19 protein-coding genes and 1 pseudogene are annotated in these 19,521 nt (G+C 63.8%); 12 read left to right on the forward strand and 8 right to left on the reverse strand.

What is annotated here, in order from left to right:
* Nucleotides 1-128: 128 nt before the first annotated feature.
* The 7 genes and pseudogenes from QM467_RS19175 to QM467_RS19205 all read left to right on the forward strand — a co-directional run.
* Nucleotides 129-1,694: pseudogene (locus QM467_RS19175) on the forward strand (glycine cleavage T C-terminal barrel domain-containing protein); the annotation flags it as partial.
* Nucleotides 1,687-2,265, forward strand: coding sequence for a sarcosine oxidase subunit gamma (locus QM467_RS19180; protein WP_283367945.1), 579 nt, complete (start codon nt 1,687-1,689; stop codon nt 2,263-2,265). The pseudogene QM467_RS19175 and the gene QM467_RS19180, both read left to right, overlap by 8 nt.
* Nucleotides 2,266-2,328: 63 nt before the next feature.
* Nucleotides 2,329-2,925 carry a GNAT family N-acetyltransferase gene (locus QM467_RS19185; protein ID WP_283367963.1) on the forward strand — a complete coding sequence of 199 codons (597 nt, stop codon included), beginning with the start codon at nt 2,329-2,331 and terminating at the stop codon, nt 2,923-2,925.
* 179 nt (nt 2,926-3,104) lie between these two features.
* A complete protein-coding gene (locus QM467_RS19190) occupies nt 3,105-3,650 on the forward strand; it encodes a DUF2478 domain-containing protein (RefSeq protein ID WP_283367946.1) in 546 nt (181 codons plus the stop codon).
* A 29-nt stretch (nt 3,651-3,679) separates the two neighbouring features.
* Nucleotides 3,680-4,714 carry an ABC transporter substrate-binding protein gene (locus QM467_RS19195; RefSeq protein WP_283367947.1) on the forward strand — a complete coding sequence of 345 codons (1,035 nt, stop codon included), beginning with the start codon at nt 3,680-3,682 and terminating at the stop codon, nt 4,712-4,714.
* Entirely contained in the window at nt 4,692-5,744 is a 1,053-nt protein-coding gene (locus tag QM467_RS19200; protein WP_283367948.1) for a FecCD family ABC transporter permease, read from the forward strand. Before QM467_RS19195 ends, QM467_RS19200 begins: the two co-directional genes overlap by 23 nt.
* Nucleotides 5,741-6,523 (forward strand): ABC transporter ATP-binding protein, encoded by a 783-nt coding sequence (locus tag QM467_RS19205; protein ID WP_283367949.1) that lies wholly within the window; start codon nt 5,741-5,743, stop codon nt 6,521-6,523. The genes QM467_RS19200 and QM467_RS19205 overlap by 4 nt, the downstream gene beginning before the upstream one ends.
* Before the next feature lie 8 nt (nt 6,524-6,531).
* On the opposite strand, the gene QM467_RS19210 is transcribed toward QM467_RS19205, so the two are convergent.
* The gene (locus tag QM467_RS19210; RefSeq protein ID WP_283367950.1) at nt 6,532-7,734 is read right to left on the reverse strand and encodes a hypothetical protein; all 1,203 of its coding nucleotides are present in this window, start codon (nt 7,732-7,734) and stop codon (nt 6,532-6,534) included.
* 391 nt (nt 7,735-8,125) lie between these two features.
* Complete coding sequence (locus QM467_RS19215) at nt 8,126-8,332, reverse strand: TOBE domain-containing protein (protein WP_283367951.1); 207 nt, start codon at nt 8,330-8,332, stop codon at nt 8,126-8,128.
* A gap of 418 nt (nt 8,333-8,750) precedes the next feature.
* Here QM467_RS19215 and QM467_RS19220 point away from each other — a divergent pair, with 418 nt between their 5' ends.
* Nucleotides 8,751-9,296: an Lrp/AsnC family transcriptional regulator gene (locus tag QM467_RS19220; RefSeq protein ID WP_283367952.1), complete on the forward strand. Its 546-nt coding sequence runs from the start codon at nt 8,751-8,753 to the stop codon at nt 9,294-9,296.
* A 64-nt stretch (nt 9,297-9,360) separates the two neighbouring features.
* Here the strand turns inward: QM467_RS19220 and QM467_RS19225 are convergent, their stop codons facing one another.
* The 5 genes from QM467_RS19225 to QM467_RS19245 all read right to left on the reverse strand — a co-directional run bounded on the left by QM467_RS19225 (nt 9,361) and on the right by QM467_RS19245 (nt 13,796).
* Nucleotides 9,361-9,561, reverse strand: coding sequence for a hypothetical protein (locus tag QM467_RS19225; protein ID WP_283367953.1), 201 nt, complete (start codon nt 9,559-9,561; stop codon nt 9,361-9,363).
* 117 nt (nt 9,562-9,678) lie between these two features.
* Entirely contained in the window at nt 9,679-10,692 is a 1,014-nt protein-coding gene (locus QM467_RS19230) for a sulfate/molybdate ABC transporter ATP-binding protein (protein WP_283367954.1), read from the reverse strand.
* An 18-nt stretch (nt 10,693-10,710) separates the two neighbouring features.
* Nucleotides 10,711-11,727, reverse strand: coding sequence for a sulfate ABC transporter permease (locus tag QM467_RS19235; RefSeq protein ID WP_283367955.1), 1,017 nt, complete (start codon nt 11,725-11,727; stop codon nt 10,711-10,713).
* A 16-nt stretch (nt 11,728-11,743) separates the two neighbouring features.
* Nucleotides 11,744-12,646 carry an ABC transporter permease gene (locus QM467_RS19240; protein WP_283367956.1) on the reverse strand — a complete coding sequence of 301 codons (903 nt, stop codon included), beginning with the start codon at nt 12,644-12,646 and terminating at the stop codon, nt 11,744-11,746.
* A 55-nt stretch (nt 12,647-12,701) separates the two neighbouring features.
* Complete coding sequence (locus QM467_RS19245) at nt 12,702-13,796, reverse strand: sulfate ABC transporter substrate-binding protein (protein ID WP_283367957.1); 1,095 nt, start codon at nt 13,794-13,796, stop codon at nt 12,702-12,704.
* Nucleotides 13,797-14,144: 348 nt separating this feature from the next.
* Between QM467_RS19245 and QM467_RS19250 the strand changes: the two genes are divergently transcribed.
* Both QM467_RS19250 and QM467_RS19255 read left to right on the forward strand, forming a co-directional pair.
* A complete protein-coding gene (locus QM467_RS19250) occupies nt 14,145-15,620 on the forward strand; it encodes an MBOAT family O-acyltransferase (protein ID WP_283367958.1) in 1,476 nt (491 codons plus the stop codon).
* Nucleotides 15,621-15,629: 9 nt separating this feature from the next.
* Nucleotides 15,630-16,751, forward strand: a complete 1,122-nt coding sequence (locus tag QM467_RS19255; protein WP_283367959.1) for an alginate O-acetyltransferase AlgX-related protein — start codon at nt 15,630-15,632, stop codon at nt 16,749-16,751.
* 4 nt (nt 16,752-16,755) lie between these two features.
* Here the strand turns inward: QM467_RS19255 and QM467_RS19260 are convergent, their stop codons facing one another.
* Nucleotides 16,756-17,652: a radical SAM protein gene (locus QM467_RS19260; RefSeq protein ID WP_283367960.1), complete on the reverse strand. Its 897-nt coding sequence runs from the start codon at nt 17,650-17,652 to the stop codon at nt 16,756-16,758.
* A 229-nt stretch (nt 17,653-17,881) separates the two neighbouring features.
* Here QM467_RS19260 and QM467_RS19265 point away from each other — a divergent pair, with 229 nt between their 5' ends.
* Together QM467_RS19265 and QM467_RS19270 are read left to right on the forward strand one after the other, a co-directional pair.
* Complete coding sequence (locus QM467_RS19265; RefSeq protein ID WP_283367961.1) at nt 17,882-18,838, forward strand: glycosyltransferase family 2 protein; 957 nt, start codon at nt 17,882-17,884, stop codon at nt 18,836-18,838.
* Entirely contained in the window at nt 18,835-19,242 is a 408-nt protein-coding gene (locus tag QM467_RS19270) for a GtrA family protein (RefSeq protein WP_283367962.1), read from the forward strand. The genes QM467_RS19265 and QM467_RS19270 overlap by 4 nt, the downstream gene beginning before the upstream one ends.
* Nucleotides 19,243-19,521: the final 279 nt, after the last annotated feature.

Genomic DNA, 19,521 nt, shown 5'->3' on the forward strand with positions numbered 1-19,521 from the left:
TTTTTTTTTATTATGGGCCCACAACTTTTTTATAAACTAACAAAAATTGGTCGTAAGCGTATTTTTTTTATTAGACACAGGCATAGTTTTTTCCCGCTTTTGTGGCGTAAGCCGCCCCGCGCGCCCCCGAGGCTGCCGAGGCGCTGGGTTTTGCGACCGGCGCCACGCCTTTGCCGCGTGCCGAGGACGCGCCGTCCGCGCTGAAGGCCTTCTGGCATGTCGAGCGCTCGAAAGGCATGGCCTTCGTCGATTTCCAGAACGACGTCGCCGCCAAGGATGTGGCGCTCGCGAAAAAGGAAGGCTTCGTTTCGGTCGAGCATCTCAAGCGCTACACCACGCTCGGCATGGCGACCGATCAGGGCAAATTGTCCAATGTTCCTGGCCTCGCCATTCTGGCGAAATTGCGCGGCCTTTCGATTCCCGAGACGGGCGTCACCATGTTTCGTCCGCCCTGGTCGCCTGTGGCCCTTGGCGCCTTCGCGGGCCATCATCGCGGCAAGGATTTCCGTCCCGCGCGGCTGACGCCGACCCATGCTTTGGCGGAAGAACTGGGCGCCGTTTTCGTCGAGGCCGGTCCCTGGCTGCGCGCCGCTTATTTCCCGCGCGCGGGCGAAAAGGATTGGCGCGAGAGCGTCGAGCGCGAGGTCAGCACGGTGCGTTCCTCGGTCGGCATCATTGACGTCTCCACCTTCGGCAAGATCGAGTTGCAGGGGCCGGACGTCGGCGTGCTGCTCGACCGGGTCTATATCAACAGCTTCTCCACTTTGCCGGTCGGAAAGGCGCGCTATGGCGTGATGCTGCGCGAGGACGGCTTTGTCATGGATGACGGCACGACGGCCCGCCTGTCGGAAGATCGCTGGATCATGACGACGACCACGGCCAATGCCGCCAAGGTGAGCCAGCATCTCGAATTCTGCCTGCAAGCGCTATGGCCCGAACTCGACGTGCGGATGGCCTCCGTGAGCGAGCAATGGGCGCAGATCGCCGTGGCCGGTCCGCGCGCGCGCGGCCTTGTGGCGCAGATCGTCGATGAGGCCGCCGTCGTGAGCAACGAGGCGCTGCCTTTTATGGGCGCGCTGGAGACGTCCGTTCTCGGCGGCGTCAAGGCTCGGCTCTTCCGCCTGTCGTTCTCGGGCGAGCTTGGCTATGAAATCGCCGTGCCGGCGCATCATGGCGAGGCGCTCGCCCGCGCCCTGCTGAAGACCGGCGCGGAATGGGATGTCGCCTTCTATGGGCTGGAAGCCCTGGCGGTGATGCGCATTGAAAAGGGCCATGTCTCCGGGCCGGAGCTGAACGGCCAGACGACAGCCGCCGACCTCGGCTTCGGTCGGATGGCTTCAACCAAAAAGGACTACATCGGCGCCGTCATGGCCCGCCGCCCGGCGCTGCTCGATCCGCAACGGCAGGGCTTTGTGGGATTCCGTCCGCTGGATCGCCGACAGGTACTGCGCGCGGGCGCGCATGTGCTGGAAAAAGGCGCGGCGGCGACGACGGAAAACGACCTCGGCTACCTGACCTCCACGACGATTTCGCCCATGCTTGGCCACTCCATCGGTCTCGGCTTCGTCAAGGGCGGCGCCTCACGCATTGGCGAAATCCTGCGCGCCTGGGACGGGTTGCGCGGGACCGATATCGAAGTCGAAATCTGCCCGCCGGTCTTCATCGATCCAGAAGGAGCGCGCCTCCGTGGCTGAGTTTCTCGCCTCTCTCCCGCTCGGCAAGATCCTGCCGACAGGCCTCCATGGCGTCGCCGGCGCAGAAGTCACGTTGCGCTCAATTGCGACGCAGGCTTGCGTTCTGGTCGCCGGCCGCGACCGCGCCGCCGTGATCGCCAAGGCGCATTCGGCTTTTGCAGTCGCACTTTGCGACGCGCCGCGCCTTTCCGCTGGCGGCGGAATCGAGTTTATCGGCCTCGGCCCGGGCCGCTGGCTGGTTTTGTCTGCACAGGGCGATCTTGCCGCGCGGCTGGAGGCCGCCTGCGCGCCGGACGGCTCGATCTTCGATCAATCGGGCGGTCTGGTCCTTCTCGAAGCCGAGGGGAAGGACATCGGCGCCGTTCTGGCCAAACTCGTCGCCATCGATCTGCATCCTTCCGTTTTCGCGGTGGGCGCGGCGGCGACCATGACGGCGGCACATGTCAACCTGACGCTCTGGCGTTGCGAGGGCGCGCTGTGGCGCTTCGCCATCGGGCGGTCCTATCTCGCCGCCTTCCTGCGCGCTTTCTCTTGCGCCTCGGCCGAATTCGGTCTGGACTGGGCCGGCTGACCCTTGCGGTCGAGTCGCGCCGGTCCGCGCGGCGTTTGATGGGAAGTGAGCGTGACAAATTCGATGGCCGTCGAGCCGGTCAATCTTGCGGGCCGGCTTGTCCACTTGGCGCCTTTGTCGCTCGCGCATTGCGAGGAACTGACGGCGGCGGTGCGCGACGGCGCGTTATGGCGGCACTGGTACACGACCGCGCCCGAGCCTGAGCAGATGCGCGCCGAGATCGAGCGCCGGCTCGGTCTACAGGCGCAGGGCTCCATGCTGCCTTTCACGGTCATCGAGCAGGCGTCGGGCCGCGCGGTCGGCATGACGACTTACATGAACATCGACAGCAAGCATTATCGCGTCGAAATCGGCTCGACCTGGCTCGCGCGCGGCGTCCAGCGCAGCGGCATCAACACCGAGGCGAAACTGCTGCTGCTGGCCCATGCTTTTGAGAGCCTGGACTGCATTGCGGTGGAATTGCGCACCCATGTCCTGAACCATCAGAGCCGCCGGGCGATCGAACGCCTCGGCGCGAAGCTCGACGGGATTCTGCGCAATCACCAGCGCGCCCGCAACGGCACGCTGCGCGACACCTGCGTCTACAGCATCATCGCCCCGGAATGGCCGACCATCCGCGCCCATCTGCAATGGCAGTTGGACAAGGACCGGGCGGACTGAGCTTTCAGCTTCGCGCCAAGGCCCGTCCGCGCGAGTGCGCGGTCTGAAATATGTAAATTGAATAGTGTTTAAAAAATGCGTATTGATCAGATCTGGCGCAGGGATTGCATCGCGTCTGGCGGCGCCTCCGATTGTCGTGACCCGCGCAAAACCGATGTTTCGAACTCCGGAGTCCGATCATGGGCGACAACACAATCCGCCGCGCGGCGCGCATTGGCGTCATCGTCGCCGAATCCGGCGCCGAGAAGCAGGTCTTGCTGAAGCAATTCGCCGACCGCAGGCGCGACGAGGGGCTTCGCGTCGCGGGCGTCGTCGAACTCGTCGCGCCGGATGCGCATTCGGATTGCGGCGCGCTCGACCTGCTGGATCTCGCCACCGGGGCGCGCATCGCGATTTCGCAAAACCTCGGGCCGGGATCTACGGCCTGCAATCTCGATCCGGGCGGCGTCGCCATGGCCTGCGCCGCCGCGCAGCGCGCGATCGAGGCCGGCGCCGATCTCGTCGTCTTGAGCAAGTTCGGCAAGCTGGAGGCGGGTAATGGCGGCCTCCGCGACGCTTTCGCCGCCGCCACGGCTGCGGAGACGCCGGCGCTGACCACGCTGAAACCCGCCATGCGCGATGAATGGGCCGCCTTCGCCGGCCCCTTGTTCGATGAACTGCCGCCGCAGCTCGACGCGCTCGAAAACTGGTGGCGCGGCCTCGCGCGAAAGCGTTCGGCCGCCTGACCCATTTCAAAATTCTTCTGGAGACGCTGATGTTTGCGCGCCTGTTTGCTCTTATCCTGACATTGCTGGCGGTTCTTGCTCCCGGACTGGCGACAAGGGCCGAGGCCCGCGAAATCACCGACATGGCGGGACGGAAAATCACCGTCCCGGACAGGATCACGCGGGTGCATTCCGCGTCCTATCCGCTGACCCTTCTGTTCTATGTGCTCGCGCCGGATCTGCTCGTCGCGGTCAATAATGCGCCAAATGAAAAGCAGATGGCCTTCCTGCCGCCGGAAATCGCCAAGCTGCCGGCGCTGGGCGGAATGCCCGGCCACGGGCCGGCGATGAATCCCGAAGAAGTCCTCGCGCTTCATCCCGATCTCGTCATCGCGTGGCTGGAGCCGATGGGCGAGCATGGCGAGACGGACCGGCTCTATGGGCGCACCGGCCTGCCGGTCGCCTATGTGCGGCTCAATTCCATCGCCGACTATCCTGACGCCCTGAAATTCCTCGGCGAGCTGCTCGACCGCCGTGAGCGCGCGGCGGCCCTGGCCGCTTATATTTCCTCGGCGCTGGAGCGGGTGCAAAAGGCCGTCGCCGCCGTGCCGGCCGGGAAGCGGTTGCACTATTATTACGCCGAGGGGCCGGATGGTCTGGCGACCGAATGCGCCAATTCCTTCCATGTCGAGGCGATGCGCCTTGCGGGCGGCGAGAATATCGACCAGTGCCAGCAATCCACCCATGTCGGGCTGGAGCGGATCAGCCTCGAGCAGGTCATTGTCGGCAAGCCGTCGCTGATCCTCGCGCTCGATCCGCATTTCAGGGATTTGGCGCGCAGCGCGCCGGAATGGCGCAATGTCGAGGCGGTCGGGCAGGATCGCATCGTGACCGTTCCGCGCCTTCCCTTCAACTGGCTGGACCGGCCGCCGAGCTTCATGCAGGCCTTGGGCGCGCAGTGGCTCGCGAGCCTTTTTTATCCCGAGCAGTTTCCTATCGACATCAGGGCCGAAACGAAAAAATTCTATCAGCTTTTTTTTGACGTCGATCTGAAGGACGAGGATGTCGAACGCATCCTGCATTGAGGCGAGGCCGCGGTGGCGGCGCCGGGCGCCGGGCGTCTTGCCGGTGCTCGGCGTTGTTCTCGTCATCTCGGCGGCGGGCGCGATGACCCTTGGCCGCTATCCCTTGTCGCTGCGCGATCTACTCGCATTTTTCGGCGCCCGGCTCCATCTGGTTGCGCTCGCCCCCGAGCGCGACGACCTGCTGCGTAATCTCATTCTCGAAATCCGCGCGCCCCGCATCATCGCCGCCGCGAGCATCGGCGCGGCGCTCAGCGTCGCGGGCGCGGCCTTTCAGTCTGTCTTCCGCAATCCGCTGGCCTCGCCCGGCCTGCTCGGCGCGCTCGGCGGCTCCTGTTTCGGCGCGGCGCTCGCGCTATTGCTGGGTCTGTCCTGGGCGGCGGTGCAGGGGCTGTCCTTCGTCGGTGGGCTGGCGGCGGTGGCGCTCGGCGTAGGCGTCGCCAACGCCTTTGGAGCGGCGTCAATGATCACCCTCGTGCTCGGCGGCATGATCTCCGGCGCCTTTTTCACCGCCTTGCTCTCGGCGCTGAAATATATGGCCGATCCCTATGACCAGCTGCCGACCATCATTTACTGGCTGATGGGAAGCCTCACTGGCGTCTCGCTCTCGCAGGCCCTGACGGCGGCGCCGGCGATGCTGGCTGGAATCGCCGCGCTGCTCGCGCTGGCGCGGCCAATGGACGCGCTGGCCATGGGCGAGGACGAGGCCCGCTCGCTCGGCGTGCCGGTGGCGTGGGTGCGTTATGGCGCGATCGCCGCGGCGACCTTCGTCACCGCGCTCGCCGTATCGCTCGCCGGCATGATCGGCTGGATCGGGCTGTTCGCGCCGCATTTCGCGCGGCTTGTGGTCGGGCCGCGCAATGCGGTCCTGCTGCCCGCCTCGGCGCTTGTCGGGGCGATCTTCCTCATTGGCGCTGATTGTCTGGCGCGCTCCCTCGTCAAGGCCGAAATCCCGATCGGGATCGTCACCGAACTTCTCGGCATCCCCGCCTTCCTGCTGGTTCTACGCCGCAGCCGGAGGAGCTGGACATGAGCGGCCCCGCGCTGGTTGGCGTCGATCTGGCCTTTGACCGGGACGGTCGCAAGGTCCTCGATGGCGCCTCACTCACGATGGGCGCTGGCGAAGTCGTCGCGCTGCTTGGCGCCAATGGCTCGGGGAAGACCACCTTGCTGCGCTTGCTGATGGGCTTCCTGCGGCCGGCGCGCGGCAGGGTCTTTCTCCACGGGGCGGCGCTGGAGGCGCACGGGCGCCGCATCATCGCGCAGAAAATCGCCTATGTCGCGCAGACGCACGCCGCGCCATTTCCTTTTCTTGTCCGCGACGTGGTGGCGCTCGGGCTTCTGCCGCGGACAGGCTGGTTCGGCGCGATACGGGCGGCGGACGCCGAAAGGGTCGACGAGGTCATGGGGCGGCTGAAGATCTCGCATCTGGCGGATCGGCCCTATACGGAAATTTCCGGCGGCGAGCGGCAGCTTGCGCTGATCGGACGCGCTTTGGCGCAGGGCGCCGAAATCCTCGTGCTCGACGAGCCGATGACGGGGCTGGATTATGGCGCGCAAATGCGCCTGATCGCATTGTTGCGCGCGCTTGCGGCCGAGGGGAGGGGATTTGTCATGAGCACGCATCATCCCGAACACGCCCATTGGGCCTGCGACCGGGTGGCCTTGCTTGAGCAGGGGCGGATCGGCGCGGAAGGGCCGCCGGGTCAGGTCCTGACCACGGCGGCCATCGAGAGGCTTTACGGCGTGAAGGTCGAGGCGGTGGAAACCAAAGCGGGGCGAAAGGCCTTCGCTCCGCTCAATTTGGGCTAATACATCGCTTAGAACATCACCCGGCCGGAAACCGTCACCTGCCAGGATTCGCCGAGCTGCGGGCCGTTCAGGCTCTGGTAGATCGGGCCGCCGGCCTCGACCGAGATCGAGGATTTCGCATAGCCCCACATGCCGCCGCCGATTTCGACGCCGCCGAGCAGGCGCACTTTCTGGCCGCCATAATAAAGCGGATTGGCGTTTTGGGAGAGGCCATAAATCTGCGCGTCCTTGCCGCTGATATGGTCCTGCGTGCTGCCGACGACATGCAGCGTCGTGGTGATGTTCGGGAACAGGGTATAGCCGCCCCAGCCGTGGAATTCGCTGAGGGCGCCCCAGCGATAACCCTCGGAATTATAGTCCATCGGGTAGAAGCCGCGATAGGCGAGGCCCCAGGACCAGCGGCCGAGATGGCCGCTATAGGCGAGGCTCGGCACGAGGCTGACCGAGCCGGAGCCCGTCTGCATGCCGTAAGGCGCGCGCATCAACATATAGCTCCCCATCGGGCTGAGCATGGTGATCTGCCGGGTCGCCGAGCCGGTCGGCAAGGTGAGGTTGAGGCCGGCGACGACGCTGTTGATGGCGTCGTGATAGACGCGGTAATTCACGCCGACCATGGAATCGCCGAGGCCGTCGGTCGTGCCGGAGCTGGTTCCCAGCACGGTCGATCCCATCATGCCCTTGAAGGTCGTCATGCTCATGCTTTTCACGACATAGCTGGTCATGGCCATGATCGTGAGATTTTCCGTCACGCCATACATGGCGTTGAACATGTGCATCTGCACGTCCATGGAATCCGGCACGATGCGCAGCATGGTCGGCATGGTCGTCGTCTTGCCCATCATCGTCATCGAATGGCTTTGTCCCGACGGGATGGTGGTCGCGATCTCGGAATCGGACAGCTTCGACGTCCCGATATAATTGCCGCTCATGCCCATGAATGTCGGCGTGTAGCCGAGCATGAACTGGCCCGCGCCGGCCACGGTCGTCCAGTTCAGCGAGGCCGGCGGCGGCGGCCCCATGTTCATTGCGTCCATGCCGGCGCCGTGATTTCCGCCATGGTCCATCGGGCCATGGTCCATCGCATGCATCGACGCCATCATCGGCGGATCGTCTGAAGCCTTCGCCAGCGGCGCCGACAGCAGGACGCCAAGCGCGAGAGGCGCCGCCAGGGTCTTGAGAGGAAGGTGCGAATAGTTCAGGGGAGCGGTCATTTCAATATACCTGCATTGCATATTGTTGCGCGCGCGTCGGGGCGTTGGCCGGGCCGCCGATTGCGGCTTCCCGTTCCTTTCAGCTCGATTCCGCGGCATTATGGGGTCGTTTCGGAGCGTGTCGCGATGAAAGCGCTGCAGGCGGTTCAGATCAATAGGGCCGGTATCGAAAAATGGAATGCTACGAGAATATTGAAACAGCGAGATAATTTTACAACAGGTAATTCGATTACATAATAAGCATTCTGCGCCATTCCTGGCTGTGGCGCCTCCCGGTTGGGCGCCAGGTGAAAAGCCGCCAAAGGGGGGCACAAAGAAATGCGCCGGACAGGCGGCTCGGACCGACCGTTCGGCGCGTTTTCTTGAGGCGGCGCGAAAAGCGCCCGCGTCGTTACTTGACCGCGATCATCACTTCCGACGACTTGATCACGGCGCTGGCCGTTCCGCCGACTTTCAGGTCGAGCTCCTCGACCGCTTCATTGGTGATCGCGGCGGTGAAATGCAGTCCCTTGACGTCGAGGAAGACATGGGACGTGGTCGCGCCCTTCCCGATGTCGATGATCTTGCCTTCGAACACATTGCGCGCAGAGATCTTCATGGGATTTGACCTTTCCTGGTTTCTCAAAAGCGGGACTTCGTCCGAGGGCGCCGCTCGCTTTAGCGAGTCTGGTTTGTCCGGGGGGCTGCGTCCGGTGACAGGCGCGCTCCTCCGCTTCGTGGCTTCATGGTAATGGCTCGCACCGCAGTCGCAACGTCAATATGAAGATGGATTACAAATTCCCGCTTCGCGGGCATGATTCGTCGCTAGCGGCCTTGTATGCGGCGCGATAGAACGCCGCCGGCGGCGGCGAAGGGCGGCCTCCGGTCCGCCGCGTGCCCGGTCCGTGCGGCCAAGGTTCGATTTTCTTTGTCGTCCGGCTTGATCCTGCCGAAAAATCCATCTTTTTGTTTGACATAATTGACTAGTTTTATAGACTAAATGAATAATTTTTCAGAGTCCGCCGGAGCGCCGCGTCATGGACCGGATTGATCGTCACATACTGAAGATTCTCCAGGATAACGCCGCCGCGACGGTCGCCGAGATCGCCGACAAGGTTGGTTTGTCGCAGACCCCGTGCTGGAAGCGCATTCAGAAGCTCGAAGCCACCGGCGTGCTGCAGAAGCGGGTCGCCATCGTCTCGCCGCAGAAGGTTGGCATCGCCCTCACAGTCCATATCGCGATTCAGGCAGGCGACCATTCGGCGGAAACGCTTGAAAGTTTTGTGCGCGCGGTGTCCGCCATGCCGGAAGTGATGGAATTCAGCCGTCTGGCCGGCGAAGTGGATTATGTCCTGCGCGTCGTGGCGCCGAATATCTCGGCCTATGACGCCTTTTACAAGCGTCTGACGGCCATCGCGCCGCTGCGCAGCGTGTCGTCGCATTTCGTCCTGCAGCAGATTAAATCGACGACGGCCTTGCCACTCGATCTCGCCACCAGCGAGGAGGAGGAAGGAAATTTTAATGCCGCCGCCCGCTCGCCGCGCGAAGCCAGTCGGCGCGCACTGGGTTTTCTCCCGATTTGAGACTCGGGTCGCGCCCTGGGCCCCGCTCCGGTCAATCCGGTTCGGGGCTTTTGTTTTGCGCGCCTCAAGCGCCGCGTGAGCCGGCGCCGGGCGTGATCAGCGGCTTTGCCGGAGGCGCAGGCTCAAGCGGCTGCGCCTGATAGGCGGTGACGCAGGCCCACGCGAAACCGACGAGGAAGGCCACGCCGGCGAGCAGCGCGAGCAGTCGTCGCGCGGGCGAAAGAGCCTTGAAGCGCAGCTGCGAATGGGCGATCTCAAAAGCCATTGAGCGAACCTCGCGCCTTGAAGACGCTATTTCAATCATTGTGATACATATAGTCGATAGAAAAAATTTAGATAAAGCCGACCAGAAGCGCGGTCCTGACGTCTTCCGTCTTTGCGTTCATATGGCGTATTCGGGCGGGAAATCACTGTGGGCCCGCCGGGCGGCGAACCAGACCTTCTCCCCGCGCTTGAGATTCAGGTCCCGATAGGCCTGCGCCGTCAGCTCGACATCAATGCGGTTCCTGTCGTCGCTTTGCAGCTCGATTTTCACCACCGGGCCGCCGAACCCAATATGCCAAACCACGCCCCTCTGGGCGTCAGGCCGCTCCCCGTCCTCCGTGCGGAAAATGGCGATGTCATGCGGCCGCACGAAGGCGCCGGCGCCGGAGCGGCCGTGGAAAACATTGTAATTGCCGAGGAATTTGAAAACAAATTCATTGGCCGGTTTTTCATAGACCTCCTGCGGCGAGGCGAATTGCTCGATCCTGCCTTTGCCCATCACCGCCACGCGGTCGGAGACCTCCAGCGCCTCTTCCTGATCGTGGGTGACGAAAATCGTCGTGACATGAATCGTGCCGTGCAGATGGCGCAGCCAGCTGCGCAATTCGCGCCTGACAGTGGCGTCGAGCGCGCCGAACGGCTCGTCGAGCAGCAGAACGCGTGGTTCGACCGCCAGCGCGCGCGCCAGCGCCACGCGCTGGCGCTGGCCGCCGGACAGCTGCGAGGGATAGCGCCCGGCGAAAGCGCCGAGCTGGATCAGATCGAGCAGAGATCCCACCTTTTCCTTGATCTGCTGTTCGTTTGGCCGCTCCCGGCGCGGCTTGGCGCGCAGGCCGAAGGCGACGTTCTCGAACACGCTCAAATGCTTGAACAAGGCGTAACTCTGGAAGACGAAGCCAATCCCGCGCCGGCCGAGATCGACGCCGGACACATCCATACCGTCGAAGGAGATGGGACCGGAGCCGGGATCGGCCTGCTCGATCCCGGCGATCACCCTGAGCAGGGTCGTCTTGCCGGAGCCCGAAGGGCCGAGCAGGGAGACCAGTTCGCCCGAATTGATCCTGAGATCCACGTTGCTCAGCACCTTCACAGCGCCGTAACTCTTGTTGATGTTCTGGACTTCGATTGTCATGGTTTGGAATCCTTTCGGTCAGCGCTTGGCTTCGTTCGTGGTTTTCCACTCGATTGCGATTTTGGCGACGAGCGACACCAGAGCCAGGAAGGTGAGCACGGAGGCGACGCTGAAGGCGGCCTGGTTGTTGTATTCGTTCCATAGCTTTTCGATGCGCAGCGGCATGGTGTCGTTGACGTCGATATGGCCGGACACCACCGAGACCGCGCCGAATTCGCCGAAGGCGCGCGTCAAGGTCAGGATCACGCCATAGAGCAGGGCCCATTTGACATTGGGCAACGTGATCTTGAAGAAGGTCCGCCATCCGGAGGCGCCAAGCGACAGCGCGGCCGTTTCCTCGTCGGGGCCCAGATTCGCCATCAAGGGCGCGAGAGACCTCGCCACAAAGGGGAACGTGACGAAGATGGTGGCGATGACGATGGCAAGCGGGGTGAAGATGATCCCGGTATGGGTCCGCTCGAAAGCGAGCGGCCAGAAGCTCTCGCCAAAGCCGACCCAGCGCAGCGAGAAGATGTCCGGCCAGACCAGTTGCGTCGCCCAATCGCCGAAAATGCCGTTGCGGCCGAGCAGAAGGACGAAGACAAGTCCGGCGACAACGGGCGAGACCGAGAAGGGCAGGTCGATCAGCACGGTCAGCAGGGTGCGGCCGCGGAATTCGAACTTGGTCGTCGCCCATGCGGCGGCGAGGCCGAAGATCACGTTCAGCGGGATTACGATCGAGGCGACGGCGACAGTCAGCCCGATGGAATGCCAGGTGCGCGTCGCCTGGGTGGCGGCTTCAGCGAGACGGCGCTTCTGGCTGTAGTTCAGGACCGCGTTGGGGTCGGGCTCGGGCGGGAAGAAAACCGCCAGATAGCCGTCGAGTCCCTTGGCGAAGGCCTGATGGAACACGTTGATGAGCGGGATGAGGATGAACAGCGTCAGGAAGGCGACGGTGATCCCGATGAGTATTCGCCGTCCAAGCGCGCTTTCGGTCGCCGCGGGTCGCGCCGCGATGGCGCCTGGAGGGGCTTTGCTGGCCAAGACTCCGGCCATGTCGGTTTTTCCTTTGTCAGGCCGCGCGTTCGTGACGGCGGGAGAAACGCTCGATGCTGTTGATGACGAAGAGCAGAAGCAGGGAAACGATGAGCAGGACGACGCCGATGGCCGAAGCGGCGGCATATTGGAAATCGTCGAGTTTTGTCACGATCTGCAACGGCGCGATCTGTGACTTGCCGGGGATATTGGCGGCGATGAAGATCACCGAGCCATATTCGCCAATGGAGCGCGCGAAGGCGGCGCCGAAGCCGGAAAACCAGGCCGGGAAGATTTCCGGAAAGATCACGCGGCGGAAGATGGTGAACCGGTCCGCGCCCAGGCTGCGCGCGGCGGTCTCGAATTCGGGATCCCATTCCTGCAGGACCGGCTGGATGCTGCGCACCACGAAGGGGAGGCTGACGAAGATCAGCACGGCCACAATGCCGGATGTCTGGCCCGTGAAGGGAAAGGTCAGCCAGTCCAGCGCGGTCGTGGAGATCAGCTGTCCGCCGCCCAGGCTGCTGGAGAGCCAGTTGACGCCGCCGACGATGTTGGGGCCGAGGCCGCCGATCCAGCCGTCCTTGAGATAAAGGTTCGCATAGGTCAGGCCGGCGACGGCCGTCGGCAGGGCGAAGGGAAAGTCAATCAAGGCGTCGAAGAAGCGGCGGCCCGGGAAACTGTAGCGCACGAGCGTCCAGGCCAGGATCAGGCCAAAGACGGCGTTGATCGCCGCCGCGTAGAAAGAGGCGCTGAAGGTCAGCTTGTAGGCCGAAACGACGATCGGATCGGTGATGATTTTCCAGAGTTCGTCCGGGCTGATCTGGGCGGTCTTCAGCACCAGGGCGCCCAACGGAATCAACACCAGGGCCGACAGATAGAAGATCGTATAGCCAAGCGACAGCGAGAAGCCGGGCAGGACGCGCGAGGAATCGGCCATCGAGGATCCTTGAGGAAGAGAGCGCCCGGCCCCGAGGGACCGGGCGCGACAGGGCTTACTTGCTCGGGTGGTAGATCTGGTCGAACGCGCCGCCGTCGGCGAAGAATGTCGTCTGCGCCTTCACCCAGCCGCCGAAAGTCTCGTCGATGGTGAAGAAGGGGATGTTCGGCAGGTCGGCGCTATATTTCTTGAGCGCATCGAGATTGCGCGGGCGATAATGCAGCTGGCCCGCGAGGTCCTGCGCCTCGGGCGTATAGAGGCCCTGCAGGTAGGCCTCGGCGACGGCGCGCGCGCCGTCGCGATCGACGACCTTGTCCACCACCGCGACCGGCGGCTCGGTGAGGATGCTGGTCGAGGGATAGACGATGTCGAATTTTTCCGGGCCGAATTCGTCACGCGCCAGCCAAAGCTCGTTCTCCCAGTTCAGCAGGACGTCGCCGAGCTGCTTCTGCGCGAAGGAGACGGTCGAACCGCGCGCGCCGGCGTCGAGCACGGGCACGTGATTGTTGAAGAGGTCGGCGATCAGCGCCTGGACTTCGGCATTCTGATAGACAGGGAAGTCCTTCGCGGCGGCGCCGGCGGCGGTCGCTTCAGCCTGGCCCTGGGCGGTGGAGAAATCATGCGTCCTGGCGTTGGCGAGGGCGCCCCACAGTGCGAGATAGACCCAGCGCGCGCCGCCGCTGGTCTTCGGATTGGCGGTGATGACCTGGACGCCCGGCTTCCACAGGTCCTTCCAGTCCTTGATGCCCTTCGGATTGCCCTTGCGGACGAGGAAGGCGATGGTCGAGGTATAGGGCGAGGCGTTGTTGGGGAGCTTCTTTTCCCAGCCGGGGTTGATCAGGCCCGCGCGTTCGATGGCGGTGATGTCCCAGCCGAGCGCCAGCGTCACGACATCGGCGTTGAGGCCGTCGATGACCGACCGGGCCTGCTTGCCGGAGCCACCGTGCGACTGCTCGATCTTGACCGTGTCGCCGGTCTTGGCCTTCCAGGTCTTGGAGAAAAGCTCGTTGTACTGGGTGTAGAGCTCGCGCGTCGGGTCGTAGGAGACGTTGAGCAGGCGCACCTCCGCGGCCATCGCGGTCGAACCAGCGCCGAGCAGGCCGACAAGGCCCAAAGCGGCGCCGAGCGCCAGGAACTTTCGTTTCAACATCAAAATGGCCTTTCGTGACAGTCGCGGGGTCCGGCCTCGCCGGGCGGGAATGCGAAGAAGCGGACCGAAAAATTATTTTAATTCTATAAAATTTGTCAACTGATAACTCGGGTTGGTTTTCTCCCTGGTCCCAACTTGAGCTCGGTCATGGGCTGGAGCGGGTTTCGACCATTCGTCCGCGCGAGCTTTGCTGTCGTCCCGCGCGAAAAAGATTGGTCGCGGCGCAAACAGAGTCTATGTCGTCGTCGCCGTCAGGCCATGAGCGCAACCGTGTCGCGGCGGCGGGAAAGGCTCTGGCGGCGAGGTCGCGAAGTCTCGTTTCGCCCGGTCCCCGGAATCAGGACGTCAATGGTTTTCAGTTCGCCCATCTTCGTGTTTCTGTTCCTGCCCCTGACGGGGTTGTTTTATTTCGTCGCGCCGCGACGGGCCAGGAACACGATGCTGCTGCTGGCGAGCCTTGTGTTCTATGCCTGGGGCGAGCAGCTTTTCGTTTTGGTCATGCTTGCGTCCATCGTCGTCAACTGGCTGTTCGGCCTGCTGCTTGAGCGGTTTCGCGGGCCGTCCGCGGCGCGGCTCGCGGTCGCCGGCGCCGTCGTCGTGAACATCGGCCTGCTCGGCTTCTACAAATATTCCGGCTTTTTCGCCGCGCAGTACAATCTGGCGGCGGGCGCGCTTGGCTTGCCGGAGCTGCATTTCGACGCGCCACACCTGCCTCTCGGCATTTCCTTCTTCACCTTCCACGCGCTGTCCTATGTGATCGACATCTATCGCCGTGACGCGCAGGCGCAGCGCAATCCGATCGATTTCGCGCTCTATATTTCCTTCTTCCCGCAGCTGATCGCCGGCCCGATCGTCCGCTATCATGACATTTGCGACCAGCTGACGGGCCGCAAGGAGCGTTTCGATCTGGCGGTCTCCGGGGTCGAGCGCATCATTGCCGGCTTCGGCAAGAAGATGATCCTCGCCAATCCGCTCGGCGAAGTGGCCGACCGGGCCTTCGCCCTGCCGGCAGACCAATTGGGCGCGAGCGCCGCGTGGCTGGGCGTCGCGGCCTATACGCTGCAAATCTATCTGGATTTCTCAGGCTATTCCGACATGGCGATCGGCCTGGCGCGCGTGTTCGGCTTCAATTTCCTTGAGAATTTCGACTACCCCTATCGCTCGCGCTCCATTCAGGAGTTCTGGCGGCGCTGGCATATTTCGCTGTCGAACTGGTTCCGGGACTACCTCTACATTCCGCTGGGCGGCAATCGCGTCTCGGAAGGACGGGTCTGGCTCAATCTGGTCATCATCTTTCTGGTTTGCGGCTTCTGGCATGGCGCCAACTGGACCTTCGTCGTCTGGGGCGCGCTGCACGGGTTCTTCCTCGTGGTGGAGCGGGCGGGACTTGGCGCCGTTTTGGCCCGGCTGCCTGCTCTGGCGGGACGCCTTTACGCCATGGCGGTGGTCGTGCTGGCCTGGGTGTTCTTTCGCGCCAATGATCTCGCCAGCGCCAGCGACTATCTGGGCGCGCTCGTCGGGCGCGGCGGCTCGGGCGAGGGCGTTTTGTCGGCGGCCGAAATGATCGACGCGCAGGTCCTGATCGCCTTGATCCTCGGCGCCGTGGTCTCGGCTGGCGCTTTCACCCGGCTCACGGCGGATTGGCGCCTGCGCGCGGATCAGTCGCGCGGCGTGATCCATCCGGGGATCGACAGCCTGAGGATCGGCGCCGAGGGTTCCGCCGTGCTGGCGATCCGTCTCGCGGTCCTGGTCGCGATCGCGGTGCTGGCTTGTGCGCGCATGGCCTCGGGCACCTATAATCCCTTCATCTATTTCCGGTTCTGAGGGCGCGACATGACCAATCGCAGCATGACCGACCGCACCTTCGCCACAACTCTTTACGGGACGCTCCTGCTGGGCTTTTTCGCCGTCGCCACGACACTTGGCGGCGTGCTCACCTTCGTTGGCAATCCGGACCCGATGGCCAATGAGAAGCGCCGCCTCGCGCAGCTGGAAATCCCGCGGAGCCTTGCGCAATGGGAGCAGTTCCCCAGGCGTTTCGACGCCTTTTTCGGCGATAATTTCGGCTTCCGCCAGGCCCTGATCCGGCTGGACTCGAAGCTGTCGCTGGCCTTGCTCGGGCGCTCGTCCAGCGACCGCGTCGTCGTCGGCAAGAACGACTGGCTCTATTTCGCTGGCGAACATTCCATCGAGCTTTACCAAAACGCCCTGACGCTCAGCGACAGCGATCTGGAATTAATGAAACAGCGCATCGCCGGACGGCGCGATCGGCTTGCGGCCAAAGGCGTTGGCTATGAATTCGCCATCGCGCCGGACAAGCACACGATCTATCCCGAATTCATGCCCGCGCGCTTCCTGCGCAAGCAGAAGCCGTCGCAATATTCGCAGACCATGGAGATGGCCCAAGCCGCGCAATTGCCGGTGGTCGATCTGCGTCCAGAACTCCTCGCCGCCAAGCCGTCCGGCCCGCTTTACCTGCGCGACGACACCCACTGGAACGATCTCGGCGTCTCCGTCGCGCTGCCGCCCATCTTCGACGCGATGCGGCCCAAATTCGACATAGCCGCGCCGAAACTGTCGCCGGACGATTTCGAGCTGAAGCCGGTCAAAATGGGCGACCTCGCCGAAATGGCCCTGATCAACCGAAGCGAGACAGCGCCGGTCCTGAAGGAGGCCGCGCTGCCATGCCGCTATGAGGTGACGGAAAAGAACTGGGATTCCGAGGGCCGCCGCCTCTACACGCGGACGCATTGCCCGGACAAACGCGGGAAACTGCTGTTCATCCACGATTCCTTCGGCCAGGCGCTGGTTCCCCGGCTGGCCGCCGAATTCGGCGACATGGCGGCTTTCTGGGCGCGGCCGACGGATGAGCAGTTCGACGCCCTGGTGGCGCAGGAAAAGCCTGACTTCGTGCTGGAGGAACGGGCCGAGCGTTACCTCTCGACCCATCCGTGACCCATTACAATCCCCGCGCCCAGGCGGGACGCAGGGGAGCGGCTTCCGGCGCCGCGATCGCCGCGCGCAAGTCCTGCAACAGCCGCTGCTTGTCGGCGCCGAGCGTGCCTCGCAGCACGAGCCAGTTCGAGGCGTGATCGCTGCGGAACACCGTGCGTTTCAGCTCCAGCGTAGACAGCAGGATTTCCATTTCCTGCATCAGGCCCAGTACGCTGAGCGGCTCCCATTCGGGGAAATTTTCGCGCAATCGGGTTTCGCCCTTCGGGAAACTCACGACGAGGGTCGCGAGAAACTCCGGCTGGGCTTCGTTCATCAGCCGCGCCGAATTGAGAGCGTGCTGCGGCGATAGTGTTTGGCCGCCGAGCCCGTTGAGGATCATGACCGAGCGCTTGATCCCCGCCTGTTGCAGCTTTTGCAGCGCGTCCAGAGACGAGGCGAAGGTCTCGCCCTTGTTGATCCTGGCGAGCACTTCGTCGTCGCCGGATTCCGCGCCGACATAGACCAGCGAGAGGCCAAGGTCGGCCAGTTCGCGCAATTCGCCGGCGGATTTCTTGCGCAGATTGCGCGGCAGGCAATAGCTGGACACCCGACGCACGCCAGGCAGGTCGCGCCGGATCGCCTCCAGCACATTGGCGAGGCGCCGCGTGGAGAGCGTCATGGCGTCGCCGTCGGCGAGAAAGATGCGTTTCACGCCGGCGCCGAGCTGGTCGCCGCAGCGTTTGATGCTGTCGAGAACCTCCGCCTCGTCGCGCGGGCGGAAGCGCTTCTGCGGCGCCGTGTACATTTCGCAGAAGGTGCAGCGGTTCCAGGAACAGCCGTCGGTAACCGGCAGGATCAGCGAATCCGCCTCGCTCGGCGGGCGATAGACAGGTTCGACATAATGGATGGGAAGGGCGGGCATAAGGGCGTCCGATGACGAAAAGGGGTCTCGCCAGAGCTTAGCGCAAGGTGAGGGCGAGCCGAAGCCTTTTGGCGGAATCGCCGATGCCGGGCGCCGGCGGCGCGGCCTTGCGCGCGCTCGCTCACGCCTTATGCTGCCTTCCCGCGCGCCAACCGGCGCTGAAATGCGGGTCTGATTCGGTATGCGGCGGAGCGCAGGAGCGGGCGCCGATCAGGGGAATTAGGAATTCATGCTCTATAGAGGCCTGACCATCGCGCTGATCGTGCCGTGCTACAATGAGGAAGCGACCATTGCGCGGGTCATCCGCGAATTCCGCGCCGCTTTGCCCGCATTGGACGTTTATGTTTTCGACAACAGGTCGAGCGACGCGACCGCCGCGGCGGCGCGCGCGGAAGGGGCTGTGGTCATCGCCGTTCCCCTGCGCGGCAAGGGCAATGTCGTGCGCCGGATGTTCGCGGATGTGGAAGCCGATATTCTGGTAATGGCGGATGGCGACGCGACTTACCACGCGCCGTCCGTGAGGTGCATGGTGGACCGCCTGATTGACGAGCGGCTCGATATGGTCGTCGGCTGCCGCGAGACTCCGGAAGAGAATCGGGGCGAGGCCTATCGTCGCGGCCACCAGTTCGGCAACCGTGTCCTGACGCAAGGCGTCGTAGGGGTTTTCGGCGGCGAATTCACCGACATGCTCTCGGGCTATCGCGCGGTCACGCGGCGTTTCGCCAAATCCTTTCCCGCTCTCTCCTGGGGCTTCGAAATCGAGACGGAATTGACGATCCATGCGCTGGAGCTGCGCATGCCCTATGGCGAGGAGGCGACGCCCTATGGCGCGCGCCCCGAAGGGTCGGAAAGCAAATTGTCCACCTATCGCGACGGCTGGCGCATCCTGAAGACGATCGGACGCCTCTTTGTGGCCGAGCGGCCTTTCCATTTCTATTCGCTGTGCGCCGGCTGCATCGCCCTGCTGTCCCTCGTGCTGGCGGCGCCCGTGATCGTCGAATTCGTGCAGACCGGCCTGGTGCCGCGCCAGCCGACGGCGGTCCTGTCCGCGTCCCTGATGATCTGCGCCCTGCTGTCGCTGGCCTGCGGCCTCATCCTCGACAATGTCACCCGGGGGCGCCACGAGACCAAGCGTCTGGCCTATCTCGCCATTCCCCACCCCGCGCAGAAATCCGTCGCGCCATGATTCCGGCGCGGCAGGCGATGCTATTCGGCCTGGTGGGCGTTGTCGGCTTTCTCGTCGATGCGGGCGTGCTCACTCTGCTCAAGGACTGGCTGGGTCTCTATGGCGGGCGGGCGGTCTCGTTTTTTTGCGCCGTCGCCGCGACCTGGCTGCTGAATCGCGCCTTCACCTTCGGCGGTCGCGCTTCGGGCCATGGGCCGCTCAAGGAAATGCTGATCTATCTGGGCCTGATGATGATCGGCGGCGCCGCCAATTACCTCGCCTATGCGCTGCTGGTCGCCCATTCGCCGCTTGTCGCCGCTGTCCCGGTTCTGGGCGTCGCCGCCGGCAGCCTCGCGGGCATGACGTTCAATCTGCTCACGTCCCGCTTTCTCCTGTTCCGCCACGCGGCGCCCGCGTCGGGCTGAGCCGGGCGTCCGTCCGCGCAGGAAATCCGGGCGCCGCATTTTGAATCGCGCGCCATCCGGCGCGGCGCTCTTTTCGCGGCGTTATGTCTAAAAATTAGGCAGCACGCTGCTGAATTCGTCAGAGTTGCTCGGTTTTAAGCTCCAGCTTTACTGTTTTTTTAGTGGTTTTCCCGGCTTCGCGCCGTGGCACGGAGTTTGATTTACGATCTGCGGCCGGGCTGCGCCCCGCCGGCGTATTCGCATGCGATTGCGTCGTCCAAGACGGAACTCGGGGAACAT

This window comes from Rhodoblastus sp. 17X3 (assembly GCF_030056575.1).
GTDB lineage: Bacteria > Pseudomonadota > Alphaproteobacteria > Rhizobiales > Beijerinckiaceae > Rhodoblastus.

Excerpts from the sequence above, each read along its gene's own strand:
- QM467_RS19260 (WP_283367960.1), bottom strand. The coding sequence starts at position 17,652 with ATGCCCGCCCTTCCCATCCATTATGTCGAACCTGTCTATCGCCCGCCG.
- QM467_RS19205 (WP_283367949.1), top strand. The coding sequence starts at position 5,741 with ATGAGCGGCCCCGCGCTGGTTGGCGTCGATCTGGCCTTTGACCGGGAC.
- QM467_RS19210 (WP_283367950.1), bottom strand. The coding sequence starts at position 7,734 with ATGACCGCTCCCCTGAACTATTCGCACCTTCCTCTCAAGACCCTGGCG.
- QM467_RS19220 (WP_283367952.1), top strand. The coding sequence starts at position 8,751 with ATGGACCGGATTGATCGTCACATACTGAAGATTCTCCAGGATAACGCC.
- QM467_RS19230 (WP_283367954.1), bottom strand. The coding sequence starts at position 10,692 with ATGACAATCGAAGTCCAGAACATCAACAAGAGTTACGGCGCTGTGAAG.
- QM467_RS19255 (WP_283367959.1), top strand. The coding sequence starts at position 15,630 with ATGACCAATCGCAGCATGACCGACCGCACCTTCGCCACAACTCTTTAC.
- QM467_RS19270 (WP_283367962.1), top strand. The coding sequence starts at position 18,835 with ATGATTCCGGCGCGGCAGGCGATGCTATTCGGCCTGGTGGGCGTTGTC.
- QM467_RS19195 (WP_283367947.1), top strand. The coding sequence starts at position 3,680 with ATGTTTGCGCGCCTGTTTGCTCTTATCCTGACATTGCTGGCGGTTCTT.
- QM467_RS19225 (WP_283367953.1), bottom strand. The coding sequence starts at position 9,561 with ATGGCTTTTGAGATCGCCCATTCGCAGCTGCGCTTCAAGGCTCTTTCG.
- QM467_RS19245 (WP_283367957.1), bottom strand. The coding sequence starts at position 13,796 with ATGTTGAAACGAAAGTTCCTGGCGCTCGGCGCCGCTTTGGGCCTTGTC.
- QM467_RS19240 (WP_283367956.1), bottom strand. The coding sequence starts at position 12,646 with ATGGCCGATTCCTCGCGCGTCCTGCCCGGCTTCTCGCTGTCGCTTGGC.
- QM467_RS19235 (WP_283367955.1), bottom strand. The coding sequence starts at position 11,727 with ATGGCCGGAGTCTTGGCCAGCAAAGCCCCTCCAGGCGCCATCGCGGCG.
- QM467_RS19250 (WP_283367958.1), top strand. The coding sequence starts at position 14,145 with ATGGTTTTCAGTTCGCCCATCTTCGTGTTTCTGTTCCTGCCCCTGACG.
- QM467_RS19185 (WP_283367963.1), top strand. The coding sequence starts at position 2,329 with ATGGCCGTCGAGCCGGTCAATCTTGCGGGCCGGCTTGTCCACTTGGCG.
- QM467_RS19190 (WP_283367946.1), top strand. The coding sequence starts at position 3,105 with ATGGGCGACAACACAATCCGCCGCGCGGCGCGCATTGGCGTCATCGTC.
- QM467_RS19200 (WP_283367948.1), top strand. The coding sequence starts at position 4,692 with ATGTCGAACGCATCCTGCATTGAGGCGAGGCCGCGGTGGCGGCGCCGG.
- QM467_RS19215 (WP_283367951.1), bottom strand. The coding sequence starts at position 8,332 with ATGAAGATCTCTGCGCGCAATGTGTTCGAAGGCAAGATCATCGACATC.
- QM467_RS19265 (WP_283367961.1), top strand. The coding sequence starts at position 17,882 with ATGCTCTATAGAGGCCTGACCATCGCGCTGATCGTGCCGTGCTACAAT.